At 72.8% G+C, this 16,383-nt stretch carries 13 protein-coding genes; 3 read left to right on the top strand and 10 right to left on the bottom strand.

Features of this window, described 5'->3' with window-relative positions:
* Nucleotides 1-20: 20 nt before the first annotated feature.
* Both xylB and xylA read right to left on the bottom strand, forming a co-directional pair.
* A complete protein-coding gene (gene xylB, locus OH804_RS34070; RefSeq protein ID WP_196919441.1) occupies nt 21-1,448 on the bottom strand; it encodes a xylulokinase in 1,428 nt (475 codons plus the stop codon).
* 9 nt (nt 1,449-1,457) lie between these two features.
* Complete coding sequence (gene xylA / locus OH804_RS34065) at nt 1,458-2,645, bottom strand: xylose isomerase (RefSeq protein ID WP_406061770.1); 1,188 nt, start codon at nt 2,643-2,645, stop codon at nt 1,458-1,460.
* Nucleotides 2,646-2,723: 78 nt separating this feature from the next.
* On the opposite strand from xylA, the gene OH804_RS34060 reads away from it, so the two are divergent.
* Nucleotides 2,724-3,965 (top strand): ROK family protein, encoded by a 1,242-nt coding sequence (locus OH804_RS34060; RefSeq protein ID WP_406061768.1) that lies wholly within the window; start codon nt 2,724-2,726, stop codon nt 3,963-3,965.
* 126 nt (nt 3,966-4,091) lie between these two features.
* Nucleotides 4,092-5,696 (top strand): SpoIIE family protein phosphatase, encoded by a 1,605-nt coding sequence (locus OH804_RS34055; protein ID WP_406061766.1) that lies wholly within the window; start codon nt 4,092-4,094, stop codon nt 5,694-5,696.
* A 28-nt stretch (nt 5,697-5,724) separates the two neighbouring features.
* Here the strand turns inward: OH804_RS34055 and OH804_RS34050 are convergent, their stop codons facing one another.
* Nucleotides 5,725-6,351 carry a MarR family winged helix-turn-helix transcriptional regulator gene (locus tag OH804_RS34050; protein ID WP_406061764.1) on the bottom strand — a complete coding sequence of 209 codons (627 nt, stop codon included), beginning with the start codon at nt 6,349-6,351 and terminating at the stop codon, nt 5,725-5,727.
* A 97-nt stretch (nt 6,352-6,448) separates the two neighbouring features.
* Between OH804_RS34050 and OH804_RS34045 the strand changes: the two genes are divergently transcribed.
* Nucleotides 6,449-7,579, top strand: a complete 1,131-nt coding sequence (locus OH804_RS34045) for a PP2C family protein-serine/threonine phosphatase (protein WP_196919445.1) — start codon at nt 6,449-6,451, stop codon at nt 7,577-7,579.
* A 7-nt stretch (nt 7,580-7,586) separates the two neighbouring features.
* On the opposite strand, the gene OH804_RS34040 is transcribed toward OH804_RS34045, so the two are convergent.
* The 7 genes from OH804_RS34040 to OH804_RS34010 form a co-directional block, all read right to left on the bottom strand.
* Nucleotides 7,587-9,068, bottom strand: coding sequence for a sugar transferase (locus tag OH804_RS34040; RefSeq protein WP_196919446.1), 1,482 nt, complete (start codon nt 9,066-9,068; stop codon nt 7,587-7,589).
* Between the two features lie 217 nt (nt 9,069-9,285).
* Nucleotides 9,286-11,043: a substrate-binding domain-containing protein gene (locus OH804_RS34035; RefSeq protein ID WP_196919447.1), complete on the bottom strand. Its 1,758-nt coding sequence runs from the start codon at nt 11,041-11,043 to the stop codon at nt 9,286-9,288.
* A gap of 157 nt (nt 11,044-11,200) precedes the next feature.
* The gene (locus OH804_RS34030) at nt 11,201-12,238 is read right to left on the bottom strand and encodes a lactonase family protein (protein ID WP_196919448.1); all 1,038 of its coding nucleotides are present in this window, start codon (nt 12,236-12,238) and stop codon (nt 11,201-11,203) included.
* Nucleotides 12,239-12,325: 87 nt separating this feature from the next.
* Nucleotides 12,326-12,928: a GTP-binding protein gene (locus tag OH804_RS34025; RefSeq protein WP_406061761.1), complete on the bottom strand. Its 603-nt coding sequence runs from the start codon at nt 12,926-12,928 to the stop codon at nt 12,326-12,328.
* Nucleotides 12,909-13,298 (bottom strand): DUF742 domain-containing protein, encoded by a 390-nt coding sequence (locus tag OH804_RS34020; protein WP_406061759.1) that lies wholly within the window; start codon nt 13,296-13,298, stop codon nt 12,909-12,911. The genes OH804_RS34025 and OH804_RS34020 overlap by 20 nt, the downstream gene beginning before the upstream one ends.
* Nucleotides 13,288-13,710, bottom strand: a complete 423-nt coding sequence (locus OH804_RS34015; RefSeq protein WP_196919451.1) for a roadblock/LC7 domain-containing protein — start codon at nt 13,708-13,710, stop codon at nt 13,288-13,290. Before OH804_RS34015 ends, OH804_RS34020 begins: the two co-directional genes overlap by 11 nt.
* Nucleotides 13,710-16,100 carry a nitrate- and nitrite sensing domain-containing protein gene (locus OH804_RS34010; RefSeq protein ID WP_406061757.1) on the bottom strand — a complete coding sequence of 797 codons (2,391 nt, stop codon included), beginning with the start codon at nt 16,098-16,100 and terminating at the stop codon, nt 13,710-13,712. The genes OH804_RS34015 and OH804_RS34010 overlap by 1 nt, the downstream gene beginning before the upstream one ends.
* Between the last annotated feature and the right edge of the window lie 283 nt (nt 16,101-16,383).

Genomic DNA, 16,383 nt, shown 5'->3' with positions numbered 1-16,383 from the left:
ACCCGCGTCGATCCCGACGCTCAGCGCCGGTCGAGCACCAGCCCGCGGGCTGCGGCGTACTGCTCGCGGACGGCGGGGACGGGCTCTGCCGCGTACTCCTCGGTGCCCTCGACCGCCCAGACCGGCGGCGCGGCACCACCCAGGGCGACCCAGGCGGCCTGGCGGGCCGCCCCGTCGGCGACGTACTCGCCGGGCGGCGGTACCACCACCGGGCAGCCGAAGACCTGCGGGGCGATCTGACGCACCGCTGCCGACCGGGCCCCGCCGCCGATCAGGATGACCCGGCGGGCGACGGCGCCCTGCGCGGTCAACGCGTCCAGGCCGTCGGCGAGCGCGCAGAGCATGCCCTCCACGGCGGCCCGCGCCAGGTGCGCGGGGGTCGACGTGCGCAGGGTCAGGCCGTGCACCGCGCCGGTGGCGAGCGGCCGGTTCGGCGTCCGCTCACCCTCCAGGTAGGGCACCATGACCAGCCCGTCCGCCCCGGCCGGCGCGGAGAGCGCCAGCTCGGCCAGCTGGTCCAGGTCGACGCCGAGCATCGCGGCGGCGGCGTCCAGCACCCGCGCGGCGTTGAGCGTGGCAACCAGCGGCAGGAAACGACCGGACGCGTCGGCGAAGCCCGCGACGGTGCCGCTCTCGTCGGCGGCCGGCACGTCGGCCACGCTGAACACGGTGCCGGAGGTGCCGATCGAGACGATCACGTCACCCGGCCCGGCGCCGACACCCAGCGCGGCGGCGGCGTTGTCTCCGGTGCCCGCGCCGAGCAGCGCGCCACCCGACCCACCCAGGTCGTCGGCCAGCTTTCCCGCCGACTCCGCCGGACCGAGCACCTCGGGCACCACCAGCCGCCGACCGAAGCCCCGCTCCAGCAGGTCCAGTCGGTACTCACCGGTGGCCGGCGACCAGTAGCTGGTGCCGCTGGCGTCGCCCCGGTCGGTACGCAGCGCGCCCAACCCGGGCGCACCGGCCAGCCGCCAGGTCAGCCAGTCGTGTGGCAGGCAGACGGCGGCCACCCGGGCGGCCAGCTCCGGTTCGTGCCGGGCCAGCCACCGCAGCTTGGTGAGGGTGAAGCTGGCCACCGGAACGCTGCCGGTGGCCTCGGCCCAGAACCGGCTCCCCGCCGAGCCGCCGCCGGCCTCCTCGATCAGGTCGGCGGCGGCGTCGGCGGACCGGGTGTCGTTCCACAGCAGCGCCGGGCGGACCACCCGGCCGTCCTCGTCGAGGCACACCATGCCGTGCTGCTGGCCGGCGACGGAGATCGCCGCCACGTCGGCCAACCCGCCGGCCTGGTCGGCGGCGCTGCGCAGCGCCTGCCACCAGGCTTCCGGGTCGACCTCCGTGCCGTCCGGGTGCGGTGCCCGGCCCTGCCGGAGCAGGGCGCCGGTCTCCGCGTCCCGGATCACCACCTTGCAGGACTGGGTGGACGAGTCAACGCCTGCGACCAACGGCATGGCGGGGCCTCAGCGGGCGCCGAGCAGGTGCTCGACGGCGAGCTGGTTGAGCCGGACGAAGGCGAAGCCCCGGGCGGCCACCGCGTCCACGTCGACGTCCTCGAACGCGGACCGGTCGGCCAGGAGCTCGTCGTAGCTCTCGCCGTCGCCGAGCGTCGGCGTGCTCAGCTCGCCGACCTTGCTGGCGGCGAGCGCCTCGATCACCTCGGGGTCGGCGCGGAACGCCGCCGCCCGCTCCTTGAGCAGCAGGTAGGTGCTCATGTTGGCCGCTGCGGAGGCCCAGACACCGTCCATGTCCTCGGTGCGGGAGGGCTTGTAGTCGAAGTGCCGGGGGCCGTCGTAGGCCGGGCCGCCGTTGGGGCCGCCGTTCTCCAGGAGGTCCACCAGGGCGAACGCGTTCATCAGGTCACCGTGGCCGAAGACCAGGTCCTGGTCGTACTTGATGCCGCGCTGGCCGTTGAGGTCCAGGTGGAACAGCTTGCCCTGCCAGAGCGCCTGGGCGATGCCGTGGGCGTAGTTGAGCCCGGCCATCTGCTCGTGGCCGACCTCCGGGTTGAGGCCGACCAGCTCCGGGTGGGCCAGCTGGGAGATGAAGCCGAGCGCGTGCCCGATGGTCGGCAGCAGGATGTCGCCGCGCGGCTCGTTGGGCTTGGGCTCCAGGGCGAACCGCAGGTTGTAGCCCTTGTCGATGGAGTACTGGGTGAGCAGGTTCACTGCCTCGCGGTAGCGGTCCAGGGCGGCGCGGACGTCCTTGGCGAGGTCGTACTCGGAGCCCTCGCGCCCACCCCACATGACGAAGGTGCTGGCACCCAGCTCGGCGGCCAGGTCGACCTGACGCAGCACCTTGCGCAGCGCGTACCGGCGGACGTCGCGGTCGTTGCTGGTGAAGCCGCCGTCCTTGAAGATCGGGTGGGTGAAGAGGTTGGTGGTGACCATGGGCACCACGAGGCCGGTCTCGTCGAGGGCCTTGCGGAACCGGGCGATGTGCTGGTCACGGGTGGCCGCGTCGACGCCGAACGGGATCAGGTCGTCGTCGTGGAAGGTGATGCCGTACGCGCCCAGTTCGGCGAGCCGGTGCGCCGCCTCGACCGCGTCGAGCTCGGGACGGGTGGCGTCACCGAACGGGTCGCGGGCCTGCCAGCCCACGGTCCAGAGCCCGAAGGAGAACTTGTCGGCGGGGGTGGGACGGGGTGCCATGAGCGACCTCCGGGGTGGTGTTGTCCGCTATTTGTTCAGCGATTGAATTATTTGCCCACCCTATGGCACTGTCAAGGGGTGAGCCTCACCCACGCCCCGGCCGGCGCAGTCCGTCAGGGCAGTCTCCGCGAGCTCAACCTCGCCCTCGTCCTCGGCCGGATCGCCGCGGCCGACCGCCCTCCGTCCCGGGCCGACCTGGCGACCGCGACCGGCCTGACCAGAGCCACAGTGTCCGCGGTGGTCGAGGACCTGCTCGCCGGCCGGCTGGTCAGTGAGTCCGACCCCGCGCCCCGCTCGGGCGCCGGCCGGCCGGCGCGCGGGCTGGTCCTGGCCGATCAGGGTCCGGCCGGGCTCGGCCTGGAGGTCAACGTCGACTACCTTGCGGTCTGCGTGGTCGATCTCGCCGGCCAGGTCCGGCACCGCACTGTGCACCGGGCCGACCTGCGCCCGGTGGCCCCCGCCGACGCCCTGGCCCGCCTGGTCGAGATGGCCGGGGCGGCGCGCGACGACGCTGCGCAGCACGGCCTCACCCTGGTCGGGGCCGCGCTCGCGGTGCCCGGCCTGGTGGACGACGACGGGCTGGTCCGGCTCGCGCCGAACCTCGGCTGGCGTGACGTGCCGGTGCCTGCGCTGCTCGCCAAGCACCCTCCGCTGATCGAGCAGGTGCCCGGCATCCCGGCGCTGACGGTGGACAACGAGGCCAACCTCGCCGCGCTCGGCGAGCTGCACTCTCAGCCGCCCGGCTGCTCGTCCAGCTTCCTGCACATCTCCGGGGAGGTGGGCATCGGCGCCGGCATCGTGCTGGACGGTGCGCTGTTTCGCGGCGTACGCGGGTGGAGCGGCGAGATCGGGCACCTTCCGGTCCACCCCGAGGGCCGTCCGTGCCGCTGCGGCGGGCAGGGTTGCCTGGAGCAGTACGCCGGCCAGGAGGCGATCGTGTCTGCCGCCGGGCTGGCTAGGGCGGAGCTTCCCGCGGACACCGCGACGGCCCGGCTCGCCGAGTTGGCCGAGGCCGGGGACGCCGATGCGCTGCGGGCGCTGCACGACGCCGGAACGGCGCTCGGCGTCGCGGTGGCCGGCGTCGTCAACCTGCTCGACCTGGACACCGTGGTGCTCGGTGGCGGTTACGCCGCGCTCGCACCCTGGCTGTGCCCCCCGGTCCTCGCCGAGATCGACGCCCGGGTGCTCACAGCGGCCTGGTCGCCGGTCACGGTCCGGCCGTCGACGCTCGGCGCGGAGGCCGCGGCGGTGGGTGCCGCCGGATCGGTGGCCCGCCGGATCGTCGCCCAGCCCGTCGGCTGGTTGGCCCGCTCCGGCTGATCTCCACCCCGCGCCGTGCGCCGCTGTCGGGGAGGATCGGTACCCTTGCCCCCAGGCAACGATCCCCGGTGAGGAGTCGAGAAGCAGCATGCGCACACGTCGTCAGACGCGAGCCGGCGTCCGGCGGTGACCACGACCCGGCAACCCGGCGGCACCCCGTTGCCGGCCGACGAGCTGTTGGCTCGCGAGCTGCTCGACGGGCTCGCCGAGGCCGTGCTGACAACGGACGGGACCGGCCGGGTCACCCTGGTCAACGCCATGGCGGCCGAGCTGATCCCCGAGATCGACGCCGGCACCGAGCTGGCCGGCTGCCCGGTGGCACCCCTGGCCCGGGCGGTCGCCAGCGGCGCTGACCGCTTCGACGCCGACCACCACGGCCGGCGACTGCGCGGCGTCCGGCGGCAACTCGCCGGCTCCCGGTGGGCGTGGTATGTCCGCGACGTCACCGAGGAGCACGCCCGCGCCGACGCCCTGCTCGCCGAACGCTCCCGCACCGCGTTCCTCGCCCAGGCCGGCAGCCGACTGGCGCTGGCCCTGCACCGGGACCAGGTCCTCCTGGCCACCGCCACGCTCGCCGTCCCCTACCTGGCCGACGTCGCCGTGGCACTGCCCCGACCGACGGTGCCGGCCGAGCCGCACCCCCGGTGGATCCGGTACGCCGACGGTGAGCCCGCCCCTGTCACCGGGCTGGCCGGTCCCGCGCTGACCGGCGCGGTGCCCGGGCTGGCCGAGGCGCTGGCCGGCGAAGCTGCCGAGCCGGGCACCTGGCCGGACGCCCCGCGCACCGAACTGGCCGACCTGCTGCCGCCCGGGTTCGGCCCTCCGGGCATGGTGCTGGTCAGCCCGCTGCTCAGCGCCAGCGGGTCCGCCGGGGCGCTGCTGCTCATCCGTCGGCCCGAGCGGGCTGGCTTCGACAGGCGCGACGTGGAGCTGGCCCGGGAGTTCGCCGCCCGCGCGGGTGCCGCACTGGCCACCGCCGACCTGCACGGTGAGCAGGCCCACCTGGCCCGGGTGCTGCAGACCAGCCTGCTCCCGCCCGAGCTGCCCACGGTGCCCGGCGTGACGATGGCCGGCGGCTACCGGGCAGCGGGCGACACCCTGCGCATCGGCGGTGACTTCTACGAGGTGTTCCCACACCCACAGGGCGCCCTGTTCGCGCTCGGCGACGTGTCCGGCAAGGGCGTGGGCGCGGCGGTGCTGACCGGCCGGGTCCGCCAGTCGTTGCAGACGCTGCGGCTCGTCGAGCAACGCCCACTGGAGCTGATCCAGCTGCTCAACCAGGCGCTGTTCGACGCGCCGGACGCGGCACGGCGCAGCCAGTTCACCACAGTGCTGCTCGGCTCGCTCGACCGAGGGTCGGCCGGGCTGGACGTCCGGATCGCCGGCGGAGGGCACCCGGCGCCACTGCTGGTCACCGCCGACGGCACCGTCACCACGGTCCCGGTCGGTGGCATGCCGGTGGGGGCGCTGACCGCCGCCCGGTTCGCCGAGGCGCGGGTGCACCTCGATCCGGGCGACCTGCTGCTCGCGTACACCGATGGGGTGACCGAGGCGCGCGGACCGCGCGACGCGGGGATGTTCGGCGAGGCCCGGTTGCGGGCCGCGCTGGTCGCGGCGGCCGGTCAACCCCCGGCGGCACTGATCGACCGGGTACTGCGGGCGGTCGACGACTGGTTGGACGGGCAGGCCCACGACGACATCGCGATGCTGGCCGTGGGCGCCTCGGCATGACCGACGGGCGACAGCCCGGCCGGCTCGATCAGGCGGTGCGCGCCACCGGCGGGTCGTCGGCCGGCCAATCCCGAGTGGAGCCGAGCGATCGTTCCGGGCCCCCCGACGAACCCGTCCACCCCGCTTGGGTCTGCCGAGCCGACTCGACCGGCCAGTTTCCCGACCGCCCACCGGGCCGGTCCGGGTCGTTCGGCCAGTCCCCCTGGCCCGTCGGCTCGTCCGGTGGAGGCGCGTTCTGCGCCTGTTGGCGGCGGGCGGTCTCGTCGAACTCCCGCATCCCGCGCAGCAGGGCGTCGCGGCCCTCCCAGCTCATCCCGGCCAACACGGCGGCGAGTTGGCCCTGGCGGTCGGCCCGCAACTCGGCGACGAGCCGGCGGGCCTCCGGGGTGAGGTGCAGCGAGATCTCCCGCCGGTCGAAGCGGCCCGGCTCGCGCTCCAGCATGCCGGCGGCGACCAGCCGGTCGCAGAGACGGCTGGCGGAGCTGAGCAGCATGTCGAGTCGGGTGGCGAGGCGACGCAGGTTGATCCCGTCGTGCTGCTCCACCACCATCACCGCCCGTAACTGGGCACCCGACACGCGGTTGGCGGTCCCCTCCCGGGCAGACTCCCAGATGCCCAGCAGGGCAGCGGCCGCCGCGTCCAGTGCGGCAGCCATACTCGTCTCAGGGTCCATCGGACGGTTCAGTTCGGCCATGGTGGCCCGAGAGTACTCCGAACCTCCTGGTGGTCGAGCTTTCAGTGAAGGGCTGACGATGAGCGAACCGGTCAATCGGGCACGACGTGCCCTGAACGAGACACCAGCTGACCGTCTCGTCGGTGGTATCGGGGATGTGCTCGTCCAGTCGTACGGGATCACCGAGGTCGAGCTCTACCAGGTCGACTACCGGATCGCGGAGCTGCTGCCACTCACCGACGGTGACCCGATCACCAGCCCCGGGCACCCGGCCTGGCGCGCCTTCGACCACCAGTCGCCGATACTGACCGACGGCACCGCCTGGTTCCCGGTCACCATGCGTGGCGAGCGTCGAGGGGTGCTGCGCCTGTCACCCGTTGCGGACGACCGGGACGTCGTCGCCGCATTGGCCGAGATCGCCACCGCGCTCGCCCACGAGGTGGCGGCGGTCTCCGCCGGCACCGACGTCTATCGGGCGGCCCGGCGCTCCCAACGCCTCACCCTGGCCGCCGAGATGCAGTGGGACCTGCTCCCCGGCCGCAGCCGGATCCGTCCCTCGTTCAGCCTGGCCGGGCAGTTGGAGCCGGCGTACGCGGTGCGCGGCGACAGCTTCGACTGGTCCGACGACGGGGAACGGCTCTGGTTGTCCACCATCAACGGCACCGGTGAGGGGGTGGCCGCCTCCCTGCTCACCTCGCTGGCCACTCACGCGTTGCGCAACGCGCGTCGGGCCGGGCTGGGCCTGGCCGACCAGGCCGCCCTCGCCGACCAGGCCATCTACGACCTGTACCGGGGCGAGCAGCACCTGTCCGCGTTGCTGATGGAGTTGGACCTGCGCTCCGGGATGATGACAGTGGTGGACGCCGGGTCGCCCCGACTGGTCCTGCTCCGCGACGGCGACGTCACCGAGCAGCCCCTGGAGGCGCAGTTCCCGCTGGGCATGTTCGAGGCGACCGACTACCACGAGCAGAAGTTCCCGCTGGAGCGCGGTGACCGCGTCTTCGTGGTCAGCGACGGGGTGGTGGAGGCCACCGGACAGCACGTGCGCTACGGCGAGACGGCGCTGGACCGGTTCCTTCGGCGGACCGGGCCGATGGCGCCCCTGGACGCCGTCCGATCGCTGATCGGTGATCTGCGCGCGTTCGTGGCCGGCGACCTGGTCGACGACGCGGTTGTCGTCTGCCTGGACTGGACCGGCCCGCAACCCTGACCGGTGCTCAGTACGCGCCGCGGCCGTTCAGCACCGCGCCGAAGGTCTTCCAGAGGATGGTGAGGTCGGCGGCGAGCGACCAGTTCTCCACGTAGTAGAGGTCGAGCCGGATGCCGTCCTCCCAGCTCAGGTCGGAGCGGCCACTGACCTGCCACAGGCCGGTCATGCCGGGCTTGACCAGCAGCCGTCGGGCCACGTCACCGTCGTAACGGGCCACCTCCGAGGGCAGCGGCGGGCGGGGCCCGACCAGGCTCATCTGACCCAGCAGCACGTTGACCAGCTGCGGCAGCTCGTCCAGTGACCACTTGCGCAGCAGCCGGCCGACGCGCGTCACCCGGGGGTCCTGGCGCATCTTGAACATCAGGCCGTCGGTCTCGTTGCGCGCGGTCAGCTCGGCGAGCAGCGCGTCCGCGTTCACCACCATGGTGCGGAACTTGAACACGCCGAACTCCTGCCCGCCCCGGCCGACCCGGACCTGCCGGAACAGCACCGGGCCCCGGCTGTCCAGTTTGATGGCCAGGGCGATGAACGCGATCAGCGGCAGCAGCACCGCCAGCGCCAGCGACGAGACGGACCGGTCGACGAGACCCTTCACCAGCTTGCGGGCCCCACGGAACTCCGGCGCCTCGACGTGGATCAACGGCAGGCCGGCGACGGGGCGGGTGTGGATCCGCGGGCCGGCGACGTCGGTCAGCGCGGGTGCCACGACCAGGTCGACGCCGGTCCCCTCCAACTGCCAGCCGAGACGGCGCAGCCGGGTAGCTGTCAGCTCACCGGAGGCGGTCACCGCGACCGTGTCCGCGCCGATCGCGGTGGCGGCCTCCGGGATGCCCCGGAACGACCCCACCACCGGCACGTCACCCAGCCGCTGCGCCACCGGCGCGAGCAACGCGTCCGGGATGCAGGCGCCCACCACCTGGTAGCCGGCGTACGGCTCGCGGCGCAGCGTGTGGACCAACTCCAGCACGTGGGCGGTGTCGCCGACCACCAACACCTTGCGAGACCAGCCGACACCCAGCGAGCGGGCCCGGTGCAGCCGCTTACGGGCGGCGAACCGCGCCACCTCCAGCCCGACGGTGCCCACCGCGAAGGAGATGCCCAGGAACCCCCGGGAGACGCCGACGTCGGCGATGTAGCCGATGATGGCGATCGCCCCGGCCAGGCGCAGGCTGGCGGAACTGACCCGCCGGTACTCGTCCGCCCCGTAGCCGATCACCCGGTCGTCGTAGCAGCCGAGCGCCTTGAGCGAGACCAGCCAGGCCAGCACCAACCCGGGGGCGACCAGCACGTACGGGATCTCCGAGCCGGTCGGCTCGCCCTCACCGAAACGGGCGACGTAGCCGATCAGCAGCGCGATGATGAGGACGGTGGTGTCCAGCACCACCAGAACCCGAACGTAGGACCGTTCGTCGGCGCGGGCCACCAGCCCGGCGCGTCGAGCGTCCGGCTCCGCCGACGTGGCGGGGGTCAACAGTGTCGCCACGCTCACCGGCCCTCCCACTCTGTACAGGATGGCCCCGGCCGACGGGTCGGACCGGAGGCGGACCGACTATGCCGGAACAGTCGACATCCTGCCTTGACAACTATGACTGCCGATTGCTTCCGACGTATTGCCGTCACTTTTCTTCAACAACCTGCTGGCCGAAAAGGGGCCTGCCACACCGAATCGGCGGTACGGCAGACCCCCTGGACGGCTGAGCGTCGGATCAGCGTGGCGCTGGCGGACGCCGCGCGATGGCGCTGAGGAAGATGCTGCCGATCTCGCTCGGGTCCTTGGTGACGAAGACGTCGCCACCGGTCACCTTGGTGATCGACTCCAGCTCTGCCTTGCTGACGCTCTCACCGATACCGATCATGATCACCTGGACCGGCCGCTCCGGGTCGGCAGTCCGCTTCAACTCGGCGAGCAGTTGCCCCTGGCTGACACCGCTGTTGTCCTCGTTCTTGCCGTCGGTGAACAGCACGATCGAGTTGACACGGCCGGGCTGCCAGTCTTCCTGCACCGCCTTGTAGGCCGCCAGCATGGTGTCGTAGAGACCGGTACCGCCGTCGGAGGGCCGGACGGTGGCCAGCGCCCCCTCCAACTGGCCCCGCTGGCCGGAGAGCGGCCCGATCGGGACCAACTGCCGGTAGTCCCGGCTACCGACGAGCTTGGTGGAGAAGGTCCACAGGCCGATCGACCAGGAGTCGTCGAAGAGGCTCAGACCGCGGCGCGCCGCGTCGACGGTGACCTCCTCCCGGCTCCGGTTGTTGGCGGAGGGAACCGGCTCCTTCATCGAGCCGGAGACGTCGATGACGGCAAGCATCCGACCCGACTGGGTGGCGATCGACCAACTGGAGACGACCCGCTGGATGGCGGCCGGGTCCAGACCACCAGCCGCGGTGCCGCCGTTCGCCGGCGCAGTCGGCGCGCCGCCGGACGGGCTCGGCGCACCCTGCGGCGCCTTGAAGCCCTCGCCCCAGTTGCCGTCCGGCGCACGCAGCGACTGCGCGGCCAACCGGTCGCGGAAGGTGGGGCTGGTGAGCAGTTCGAACAGAACCTTTGCCGCCGACGCCTTGCTCGGCTCGATGCCGGGCAGCACCGCGTACGGGTAGTCCAGCGGCATGGGCGCCGGCTGCATGTAGAGCGCGGCGAGCGGCACCGGCGGCTTCTTGCTGTTGTACGCGATCACGTCTTCTTCGGACAGAGCCGCCGCACCGAGACCACTGGCGATGGACGTCGCGTCGTTGGCCGTCGGGAAACGGGCCAGTAGGTCGTTGCGCAGCGAGGAGCGCCCGGTGGCCAGCGCGCGGAGCGCGCCGACGGTGTTGCGTTGGGCGTCACCGCCGGCGCCGTTGGCGGCGGCGGTCAGCGAGAGCAGACCGGACAGGCCCGCCGCGTCGCGGGTCGGCTCGACGATCCCGGTCCGCAGCGGCGTGCTCGTGTTGTTTACCTGCTTGAGCAGGTCGGTCCAGTTGAACTCCTTGTCCGGCCAGCCCAGTCGGGTGGCGATCGGCTCGGGCATCGCGACGACGATGGGGCTGCGCGCGATTGACGCGCCGTTGGTCGGAGCGAACGCTGTCGCGTCCTTCTTCAACCGCAGCAGCCAGGTCGAGGAGTCGGGCACCCAGACGTCCGGGCTGACGGCGGTGCCACTGGCCTGCCCCACACCGGCCAGTACAGCGCCGTGCTTGGCCGCCACCACGGCCGCCACGTCGACCGGGTCGGACGCCGAGACGTCGACGCGGATGCAGGTCGGGCCTACCGCGGCGCCGTCCTTGACCCACTGGGACGCGGCGGCGTCCACCGCCGGCGCGAGTTCGGAGGCGACCGCCACGGCAAGCCGGATCTCCCCGGAGCAACTGGGCTGGACCAACTCCCGATAGCCGAACCACGCGCCCGTCGTCACGACGAGCACCCCCGCCGTTGCGGCGGCGGCGGCTAGGTGGAGTTTCGAACGCATGCGATGGCGGCCTGCTGACACGGTGACCATCTTGCGTACTAGGTGCCGTCTCTGCCACATCCGTTCGGACTAAAGTTACGGAGGAGAAACAGTTGACCACCTTTTTGCAACACAGAGTGACGTAACCGCCCCGTGGCGTTGCCGAATCAGTGCAGCACTCGCGTCTCTAAACCATCGTTCAGGGCAAAACGCACGTTGGACTCGGCACCGGCACCGGCTCGCCGACCACCTCCAGGACGCCGGTGTCGGCGTCGCGCCGGAACACCCGCACCATGTCCGCCCGCTCGTCGGCGACGTAGAGGTGCCCACCGATCAGAGCGAAGTGCCGAGGCCACTCGCCGCCGGTGTCCACTTCGGCCACCAGCTCGGGCAACTCCCCGGTCAGGGCGAAGACCGCCACCGTCCCCACCCCACGGTTGCCGACGTAGAGGAACCGCCCGTCCGGGGCGACCGCGACCTCCGACGGCTGGACGTGACCGGCCCGCTCACTCGCTTCGACCCGCCCACGCTGGTGCAACGCGCCGTCGTCGGTCAGCTCGTACGCGGTGACCGAGGCGTCCAGCTCACCGACGAGGTAGCAGCGCCGTCCGTCCGGGTGCCGGGCCAGGTGCCGAGGGCCGGTGCCGGGCGTCGTACGCATCCGCGGCGCACGTGGCACCAGTCGTCCGGTCGCCTCGTCCAGGTCGTACCGGTAGACCGAGTCGGTGCCGAGGTCCACGGCGAGGATCGGCCCGCGACCCGCCCCCGGCGAGACCATGTGGGCGTGGGCGTGGTCCTGGCGCTCCGGGTCGGGGCCGTGCCCCTCGTGCACGACCAGGTCGCTGCGCTCGCCGGGCACGCCCTGCGGGTCCAGTGGGAAGACCGCGATGCTGCCGCTGCCGTAGTTGGCCGCCAGCAGGTGACCGCCGCCGGGCAGCACCGCCAGGTGGCAGGGCTCGGCACCGCCGGTCGACCGGCTGCCGAGCGGGTCCAACGCACCGTCCGCGCCGACCTGCCAGGCGCTGATCTGCCCGTCGGCCAGTTCGTTGACCGCGTAGAGCACCGGCTGGGTGGGGTGCCGCGCCAGGAAGGAGGGGGACGGGGTGACCGCCACCGTGCCGAGTGGGGTCAGTGCCCCGGTCCTCGGGTCGCGGCGTGCCGCGACGATGCCGCTGCCCCGCCCGCCACTCTGCGCGGTGTAACCCCCGATGTGGACGACCTCACCCTGACCGTTCACGTCCCACTCCTCCGCCGGCATCCTTCGTTGATCCAACCAGAGGCTGCCCGCGTTGCCCGCCCGTTAACCGGCTTTCCGGGCCGGTTCTCAGGCCGCCGGCACCGGCTCGCCGCGCTGTCGGGCGACGTGCTCCACCAGAGAGATCAACACCATCTTCCCGGACTGCCGGTCCCGGGCGTCGCAGAGCACCATCGGCACGTCCAGGTCCAGGTCGAGGGCCCGGCGGACGGTCTCCAGGTTGAACCGGCGGGAATCGTCAAAGCAGTTCACGCCCACCACGAACGGGATACCACGCTGCTCGAAGTAGTCGATGGAGGGAAAGCAGTCGGCCAGCCGCCGGGTGTCGGCGAGCACCACAGCGCCGAGCGCGCCGAAGGCCAGCTCGTCCCAGAGGAACCAGAACCGGTCCTGACCCGGCGTGCCGAACAGGTAGACCTGAAGGTCGTCGTTGATGGTGATCCGGCCGAAGTCCATCGCCACGGTGGTGGTGGACTTGCCCTCCACGCCGGAGATGTCGTCGGTGCCGATTCCGGCACCGGTCAACACCTCCTCGGTCTGCAACGGACGGACCTCGCTCAGGGCACTCACCAAGGTCGTCTTGCCGGCACCGAAGCCTCCCGCGATGAGGATCTTCAGGGCCAGCGGGATGGTGGTGCTGGTGCCCGCCTGGTCAAAGCGCACGGAGTCCACTGACCACCGCCTTGAGGATGTCGTCGTCGGGAAGGGTGCCGGCGGCCGGCGGCTCGTGCACCGCGACCAGGCCCTCGGCGAGGAGATCACCGAGCAGTACCCGGACCACGCCGACCGCGAGGTCCAACTCGGCGGCCAGTTCGGCCACCGACACCGGCCGGCAGGCCAACCCGACCAGCCGTCGATGCTCCGGCAGCAGGCGCGGGTGGCTCGCCACGTCGACGTCCGCACCGGCCAACACGAACGCGACCAGGTTGAAATGGTCGACGGCGGAGCGTACCCGGCCTCCGGTGAGCGCGTAGGCGCGCATCACGGGGCCGGCTTCACCGTCCAGCCACTCGTGCTGCGGCCCGGGCGGCTCAGTCCGCATCTCCGGCACCCGCCGCCGATCGGGCCGGCGCGGCGAGGCTCTCCCCCACCCGGATCACCAGCATCGCCATCTCGTACGCGACCAGCCCGATGTCCGCGTCGGCGTCGCTCACCACGGCGAGGCAGGCACCCTGCCCGGCGGCGGTGACGAAGAGGTACGCCGCCTCCATCTCCACCACTGTCTGCCGGACCGGGCCGCCGTCCACGTGCCGGCTGGCACCCCGGGCAAGACTGGAGAAGCCGGCGGCGAGCGCACAGAGATGCTCGGCGTCGGAGCGCTCCAGCTCCGCCGAACAGCCGAGCAGCAGACCGTCGGCGGAGAGCACCACCGCCTCCCGGGCGGCCGGTACCCGTTGCACCAGCTCGTCGAGCAACCAGTCGAGGCCGGCGCTCTGCTTCGTCGAATCCCGCACTAGGCGTCCCTCTCAGTTGCTGTCGAAGGTTCGGGGGTCGTCGGCGGGTCGGTGAGGGCCGCCGGACCGGTCGGCGCCGCCGAACCCGTTGGCGCCGGGCCAGCCGGTGCCGTCGGGGGAATGGCGGTGGCGCGTCCGCGCGCAGTGCCGGCCTGTAGCGCCGCCATCACCTGGCGGACCTCCTCCGGCGAGCGGGGCGACGGCGTGTCGGTGACTGTCGAACGGGGTTGGGCGGCGGGGGTACGACGTCGCACCCGGCGGGGCAGGCCATCCAGCTCGTCGTCCGGCTCGTCGGAGGTCGCCGACCCCTCACCGCGCCCAGTGGCCGGCGGGGCGGCCGAGGCCGGTGCTCCGGTGGGTGGGGCGGGCCGGGCCGTGCTGGCGGACGGGGCCGTTGGCGGGCGGGTGCGAGGGCGGGTCACGGTGCCCCGGCGCGCCGTCCGAGCCAGCCGCCGGTTCGGGTCGGCCGACGCGGCGCCGAGAGTGGCAGGGTCGGGGCCGGCCGGCGGTTCGGTGGTGACCAGATCGCCGGGAACCAGCACCACGGCGGTAACACCACCCTGCCCGGATGGGCGCAACCGCACCCGTACGCCGTGCCGGGCCGCCAGCCGGGCCACCACGAACAGCCCGAGTCGGGCGCTCTGCGCCGGGTCGAACTCGGGCGAGCTCGCCAGCCGGGTGTTGGCGGTCTCCAGCGCCGCGTCGGACATGCCCAGCCCCTGATCGGTGATCTCCAGGGCGTACCCGTTGGCCACCTGCGCCCCGGTGACGGTGACCCGGGTGTCCGGCGGGGAGAAAGCAGTGGCGTTCTCGACCAGCTCGGCGAGCAGGTGGATCACGTCGCCGACCGCCCGCCCCAGCACGCCGGCCGGCTGCACGGCGGTGACGTCCACCCGCTCGTACGCCTCGACCTCGGAGATCGCGCCGCGGATCAGGTCGACCATCGCGACCGGGTTCCGCCAACCCCGGCCGGGCGCCGAGCCGGCGAGGATGACCAGGTCCTCGGCGTGCCGGCGGAGCCGGGTGGCCAGGTGGTCGACCTGGAACAGCTCAGCCAGCTCGTCCGGGTCCTCGCTACGCCGCTCCATCCGATCCAGCAGATGCAGCTGGCGGTGCACCAGACTCTGGCTCCGGCGGGCGATGTTGAGGAAGACCTCGTTGAGCCCGCGGCGCAGGGTGACCTCGTCCACGGCGGCCTGGACGGCGGTGCGCTGCACCTCGGTGAAGGCGCGCCCGACCTCGCCGATCTCGTCGTGGCCGTACTCCAGCGGCGGCGCCTCCCGGGCCACGTCGACCTGCTCGCCACGGCGCAGCCGGGTCACCACGTCGGGCAGCCGGTGCTCGGCCAGCTCCAGCGCTGCGGTGCGGACGCCGCTGAGCCGCCGGACCAGGGTGCGGCCGACCCGCAGCGCCACCAGCACGGAGACGACCACGGCGATGAGCCCGAGCACGCCGGCGGCGGCCAGCCGCACCAGGATGCGGACCGCCATCGGCACCGAACGGTCGGTGAGAGCGTCGGCCTCGGACAGCTCGAAGTCCCGTAACTGCTGCTGCACCGCGTCCTGGCTGGCCTGCCAGGCCGCCGCGTCGACAGTCGGCCGGCCGGACCGGTTGGGTACGACAAGCGCGTCCTGCATCGTGCGCAGCCGGGTGAACGCCTCACCCTCGGTCAACCGCTGGTACGCGACCCGGCTGCTCTCGGGCAGGTCGGCCACGGCGTTCTCGGTGAGCCACCGTTGGTTGCCGATGGCCTGTACGAGCTGGGTGTGTTCCCCCTCGGCGAACCGCCCGGCGGTCAGTGCGCCGGCCAGCAGCGCGTCGCTCTGGCCGAGCAGTTCCCGGGAGCGCCCCAGCGCGGTGAGCGCCAGTGCCTGCCGGTTGATGTCCGGGTCGGTCAGGGTCGCCATGCCGGCGAACGCCTGGAAGGCCGCGGAGACCATGCCGCTGTAGAGGCCGATGGCGCCGGCCCGGTCCACCTTGCGGTCGTCGATGAACTTCCGCCCGCTGGGTAGCGCCGCCAGGGCGTTGACCAGCTGGTCGACACGGGTTTCCAGCAGGTCGTCAGCGGCGTCGCGCAGGGGCTCCCCGTCCACCCGGCGGCGCAGTTCGGCGATCGCCCGATCGGTGCGCCCGCGCTGCTCGGCGAGTGCGGGCAGCGCGGAGTCACCGGCGAGCTGCACCACCGAGAGTCGACGTTCCCGTTGCAGCTCGGTGACCACCGTCTCGCCGGGGCGACCCAGGTCGTACAGCAGGGTGCGGGCGGAGAGCAGGTTCAGGGCGGGACCGAAGGTCAGGGTGGTCGCGAAGATCCACAGCGCCAGGAGCGCGGTCACCGGCGCGACGACCAACGCGGTCAGCTTCGAGCGGATCGGCCAGTCGCGGGTTCTCATCAGACCTCGCCCGTACAGGGGTGGCAGGAGGGGTGCCGGCACCGCCGGGCAACGCGCCGGCCGGCTGAGCGCCCGGCCGCGTCGCCGGGCACCGGCGCGGGCGCCTTGGGCAGGATACGTAATCGAGGGCGGTTGCACTACCGCCCGTCGCGTCGACATCGACGCTCCGGGATGTGCGCCGGGTGGGAACGGGCCGGGTGCGACGAAACCGCGCGGCTGCACCACTCGTCCCGGATTTGCTCCCGGTCGAGGTCGGCGGCGCGTCAGACCCATCCGAGCGCCG

It is taken from the genome of Micromonospora sp. NBC_00860, from assembly GCF_045207375.1.
GTDB lineage: Bacteria > Actinomycetota > Actinomycetes > Mycobacteriales > Micromonosporaceae > Micromonospora > Micromonospora vinacea.
The sequence above is the reverse complement of the archived record's forward strand: the minus strand, read 5'-3'. Positions and strand labels throughout refer to the sequence as shown.